Origin of the sequence: Huintestinicola sp., assembly GCF_050874005.1 — a bacterium.
In the GTDB taxonomy this organism is placed as follows: Bacteria; Bacillota; Clostridia; order Oscillospirales; family Ruminococcaceae; genus Huintestinicola.
In genome coordinates this window covers 1-4,347 of sequence record NZ_JBNMJV010000080.1, presented here as the reverse complement: position 1 = coordinate 4,347, position 4,347 = coordinate 1, and the positions used below count along the sequence as shown (strand labels likewise).

The window sequence follows — 4,347 nt, the reverse complement described above, 5'->3', positions numbered from 1 at the left end:
ATGGGATTTTCACGTTCTATGTCATATGCCCTGTTCAATCGTGAGGACATTCCCGTAATACATATCGGTAAGCGTAAGTTTATCAGACGGGAGAAATTCTTTGAGTGGCTTGCGGAGCAGGAGAGAACGGACAGGGATTGAGCTGAAATCATAACGAACGGAAATTGAAAGGAGAAAACATTTTATGAATGATGAAATAATGACCTCACCCACAGCCGAGCCTGCTGCCGAAAAGCAGACCAAGCCTGCAAAGCCGAAGCGTACCGATGAGGAGAAATTGCAGGAGTGCTATGAAAAGCGTGACAGGCTTCGGGAGCAGAAAACCGCCCACAAGAATAAGGGACAGGTAATTGATAAGAGCATTGTCGAGAACAATGCGAAAATCGCAGAGCTTGAAAACAAAGAGATCCTCAAAACCATAAAGGAGAAGAAAATCTCCGCACAGGAGCTTATCGCTTTTTTGAAGAAAATGCCCGAAGGCGTTACGCTTGAAAATGTTGCAAACGTGGCTTTCCGCAAAATACCGCCCCACTCAGGTCAGTTCCATTTCAATGATACGGTGTGACCGCACAATGACAGGAGATGACCGAAATTGCAACTAACAATAAAAAAGCCGATGACCGTAAAGGAGTATGCCGCCGAACAGCACATTACACAGCAGACAGTATATACAAAGATAAGCAGAAATGCGGATAAGCTGAAAAAACACGTTTTCAAGATGAACGGTAAAACTTGCCTTGACGAAACCGCACAGGAGCTTTTGAAGCCCGATTCGGGAAACGTTCAGCTTGTGGATAAGGTGAAAAGGCTTGAAGAAGAAATTGTCAGACAGAAAGCCGAAACGGAAAAGTGGTATAAGGAATATCAGATATATAGTGATAATAGTGGCTTGCTTATCAGAGAAGCAGACCAATACAAGAAACGTATCGCCGATCTGGAGCAGGCACTTTCAGCCGAAAAAGCCAAAACCGCCGAAAAGGATAACCAAATAGCCGAAATGGAAAAACGCATTGCCGAGCTTACGGACAAGTCCCTTGCTATTGCAGAAATGGGAAAAAAGCTCAATTCTCTGTTTGCCGTTCTGGAGGAAACCGCCAATACGGGCGTAGGCAAGAAAATCGGAAATCTCCTGTCGGGAAAGCATTAAACTGTATGTTTTCGTACGGTTGAAAAAAGGGGACGGCTAATTATCACAAGTGCAGAAAAAGTACATCTTTTTCCCGACCGGCTCCGCAGTCGGCTTGTTAAGGGCTGCCACCCCTAAGACCCCGATATTTGATAGAAAGATAAAGGTGAGATATTTTTGAAAAGAACAAAACGAAAGCTGGTCATTTTCAGCCGATCCCAATGGGAACGTGTCTGCAAATGTGCCAAAGCTCTGAAAATGAAGCCTGCAACATATCTTCGGAATATGTCGCTTCACAGGGAATGGAAATGCTATCAGGGAGAGGATATTTGCTTTCCGCTCAAAATCATAAATCACATCGGAACCGATTTGAATATGATTTTGAAGGTTGCGGAGAACACAAATTCCGAACATCTTGAGAAGCTCCGAGAACTCAAAAAGCAATTTGAAGATTACAGAAGCATCTTCTATTGCTACTACTCACAGCTTCTGAACGATGCTTGAAAAGAAAGGAAACAATGAAAAAGACAGAGATCAAAATTCGTAGAGAGGTCAAGTACAGTCCCGATGAATGGAACAAGGTAACTGCACTTGCAAAGGAAAGCGGAAAGCTCCCTGCTGCCTACATAAGAGAACAGGCAATTAACCCCAAAATCAAAATTATCGACCATTCCGTTTATCCGGATGGAATGGAGTGAAGCGAAATGAAGGAAAAGACAGGAATCCGCTGCCATATATCTGATTTTGTAGAATATATTTGACAGGCTTTGACGTATATTTGATTTTATAGCATTTTCTTCCGTTTAAAAATAATAATACATATTATAACTACAAAAATGCTGAACGCAATTAATATGATTTAGCTTCATCTTCCGAATCGTCCGAACAAATACATTTTCCATCTATTTCAAATGATACTCCGTATATGTTCTTCCTCTGATTTATACAGTCAAGTGCCCTGTGTATCTTAAATCCTTCCTTTATAGCAGACACCGCCGAAACAATAAACATTACTGCGGGTACAGCGATAAACATCAGCAGATGAAGGGGGTTCAGATGCGCACTCACGCATATCATTATAAAAATCAGCTCAATAACAAGCATTATCAGCGAAGGAATAACAGGCTCCTTGCTAAGCTCATTATCGGTCACAGCTTTTTTCAGCTTTTCATAAAACGAAGCGTCGATCCTTGATATAATATTCTCGGAATACAAAATATCCTTATACCGCAGCACGCTGTTGTGCCTTCGGATATTCCCATTTCTTTCAAATTCGCTTTTTTCTTGCTTATTGAAGCTTTTGCATATTCCGGATTCGGTTATTACCATATTCTTTCTCCTTATTTATTCTTTATACAGAAATTATACGATATGAATGTAAAATCTGATATCCTTGCTGTGTAAAATCTGCGAAAAGCATAGTTATTCATTTTATAGGGATTTTACCGAAATGTGATAGCAGATTTTACAAAGGGATAATATAATTGTATCTGTATATGAAATGAGGTTGAATGAATATGAAAGTTTATAATCACCTTTATAAGAACAAGCAGAAGTTTGATATTTTTCTCAACGGCACAGGAATTGACAAAACCAAGCAAGCACTTATCCGAATACACAGCTCGGTACATTCAGCTGAGGAAATGAGTACATTGTCAGCGGAGATAGGCAAGCTGCTCCCAAACGCCAAAATTATCGGCTGTTCCACACCCGGAGTTATACTTGACGGAAAAATAATTACGGATTCCTGCCTTGTGTCAATTACAACTTTTGATAAATGCGAAGTTGATTCTGTTTTCATTGAGAAATTCAAAAGCGAAAAGCAATTATGCTCAGAACTCTCAGAAAAGATTATAAAAGGCAGAAGCGGTTTTCTGCTTATCTTCCTCCCTGCGGGATTTACTAAGGGAATAATGCTTGCCAATCTGATAAATGAAAAAGCTCACGGTGTAAAAATGCTGGGCGGAGCGGCAGGCTATAAAGCTAAGAAAAGCCGTTCCTATGTGCTTGAGGGCGGAAGGACATCGGAAAAGGCAGTGTCGGCGGCTTTTATATCATCCAATGACCTGTTTGTTTATGAGAATTTCGTATGCGGTGCCGACAATTCGGGAAAAAGCTGCACTGTTACAAAGACACGAAAATGCTGTCTTGAAAAGATCGACGGAGTGAGCGGTGCAAGGTGGTATTCGGAATTTCTTGATAAAACAGAGCTTGAAAATGACCCCGAGCTGTCGGTTTTGTTTCCGATAATAAGGGAATCGGATATTCATATACCCTATTTCGTAAAATACGAGCACAAAAAAGAAGAACAGCTGGAGCTTTCCTGCGAGCTTCCAAGCGGTTCGAGAATTTATTCGGGATATTTTAACCCCCAGAAAACATTGGGTGAAATGCGGACGGTCTATAAAGCACTGAAACAAGCTCCCTCAGAGCTGCTTTTTGCATATGATTGTCAGTCGAGAATGATAGTAATGCACAGCTGTGCAAAATGGGAAACGGAGCAGTTTTCAGCCACAAACATCAGCGGAGCGCTTCTTTCGGGGGAATTTGTCTGTCGGGAAAATAAGAATTATTTTGCAAATTTTACCTTTGCCGTTTCCTGTCTATCGGAAAACGAAAACGCTCATATTCCGCTGAGAAGCAGAGATTTTTCCGATTCCTCACATATCCGTCAGAACAATGTGAAGGCGGTAAATTTCTTGCTTGCTTCGGGCAACAGGCAGCTTAACGAACAGCTTGAAAGCCAGCAGAATAAGATAAAAAATTCTCTTCTGCGCAACGAGGCTCTCGGACTTGATAATCAGTTTTGTTATCTCAACGAAAGGGATAGCCACAAGCTGAATACGCTTATGAAGGCGTTGATTCAACGGAGTACAGATATTTTATTGACCTACGGGATTTTTATGTTGAACTCCCCAACCCCTCCGAAAAATGGGAGCGTGCGGAATATGTCTACGCAGTGATAATAAATATTAACGGCAAGGATATGTTTTTCCTGTTTAATGATGTGGAATGAATATTAAATCGAATTACCCGCAAAAAAGACCGTTCTCCCGAGCGGTCTTTTTTTATTGAATTACCTAAGGTAACCTCTAAAAACCCTGGTATTTAAACAAGCGGAATTATATGAGGAAAATTTTCCGTGTCAAAAGCCGAAACAGCCTCTATTTGACCACAAAATCCCCTCTATTATTGCCCTTTTTCCTCAAAAGGGCGCAGTT

6 protein-coding genes are annotated in these 4,347 nt (G+C 41.1%); 5 read left to right on the top strand and 1 reads right to left on the bottom strand.

All coding sequences use genetic code 11. From position 1 onward, the window contains the following. Nucleotides 1–184 precede the first annotated feature (184 nt). The 4 genes from ACR0QN_RS13955 (at nt 185) to ACR0QN_RS13940 (ending at nt 1,824) form a co-directional block, all read left to right on the top strand. Nucleotides 185–565, top strand: coding sequence for a hypothetical protein (locus tag ACR0QN_RS13955; RefSeq protein WP_432651832.1), 381 nt, complete (start codon nt 185–187; stop codon nt 563–565). 51 nt (nt 566–616) lie between these two features. Continuing rightward, on the top strand, nt 617–1,147 hold the full coding sequence (locus tag ACR0QN_RS13950) for a hypothetical protein (RefSeq protein ID WP_432651831.1): 531 nt from the start codon (nt 617–619) through the stop codon (nt 1,145–1,147). Nucleotides 1,148–1,303: 156 nt separating this feature from the next. Further along, nucleotides 1,304–1,630, top strand: a complete 327-nt coding sequence (locus ACR0QN_RS13945; RefSeq protein ID WP_432651830.1) for a hypothetical protein — start codon at nt 1,304–1,306, stop codon at nt 1,628–1,630. Between the two features lie 14 nt (nt 1,631–1,644). Beyond that, the gene (locus ACR0QN_RS13940; protein WP_432651829.1) at nt 1,645–1,824 is read left to right on the top strand and encodes a hypothetical protein; all 180 of its coding nucleotides are present in this window, start codon (nt 1,645–1,647) and stop codon (nt 1,822–1,824) included. 151 nt (nt 1,825–1,975) lie between these two features. Here ACR0QN_RS13940 and ACR0QN_RS13935 read toward each other — a convergent pair whose 3' ends face one another. Next, complete coding sequence (locus ACR0QN_RS13935; RefSeq protein WP_432651828.1) at nt 1,976–2,455, bottom strand: hypothetical protein; 480 nt, start codon at nt 2,453–2,455, stop codon at nt 1,976–1,978. Nucleotides 2,456–2,643: 188 nt separating this feature from the next. Between ACR0QN_RS13935 and ACR0QN_RS13930 the strand changes: the two genes are divergently transcribed. Beyond that, complete coding sequence (locus ACR0QN_RS13930; RefSeq protein ID WP_432651827.1) at nt 2,644–4,089, top strand: FIST N-terminal domain-containing protein; 1,446 nt, start codon at nt 2,644–2,646, stop codon at nt 4,087–4,089. The last annotated feature ends 258 nt before the right edge of the window (nt 4,090–4,347 follow it).

Excerpts from the sequence above, each read along its gene's own strand:
- ACR0QN_RS13955 (WP_432651832.1), top strand. The coding sequence starts at position 185 with ATGAATGATGAAATAATGACCTCACCCACAGCCGAGCCTGCTGCCGAA.
- ACR0QN_RS13950 (WP_432651831.1), top strand. The coding sequence starts at position 617 with ATGACCGTAAAGGAGTATGCCGCCGAACAGCACATTACACAGCAGACA.
- ACR0QN_RS13940 (WP_432651829.1), top strand. The coding sequence starts at position 1,645 with ATGAAAAAGACAGAGATCAAAATTCGTAGAGAGGTCAAGTACAGTCCC.
- ACR0QN_RS13935 (WP_432651828.1), bottom strand. The coding sequence starts at position 2,455 with ATGGTAATAACCGAATCCGGAATATGCAAAAGCTTCAATAAGCAAGAA.
- ACR0QN_RS13930 (WP_432651827.1), top strand. The coding sequence starts at position 2,644 with ATGAAAGTTTATAATCACCTTTATAAGAACAAGCAGAAGTTTGATATT.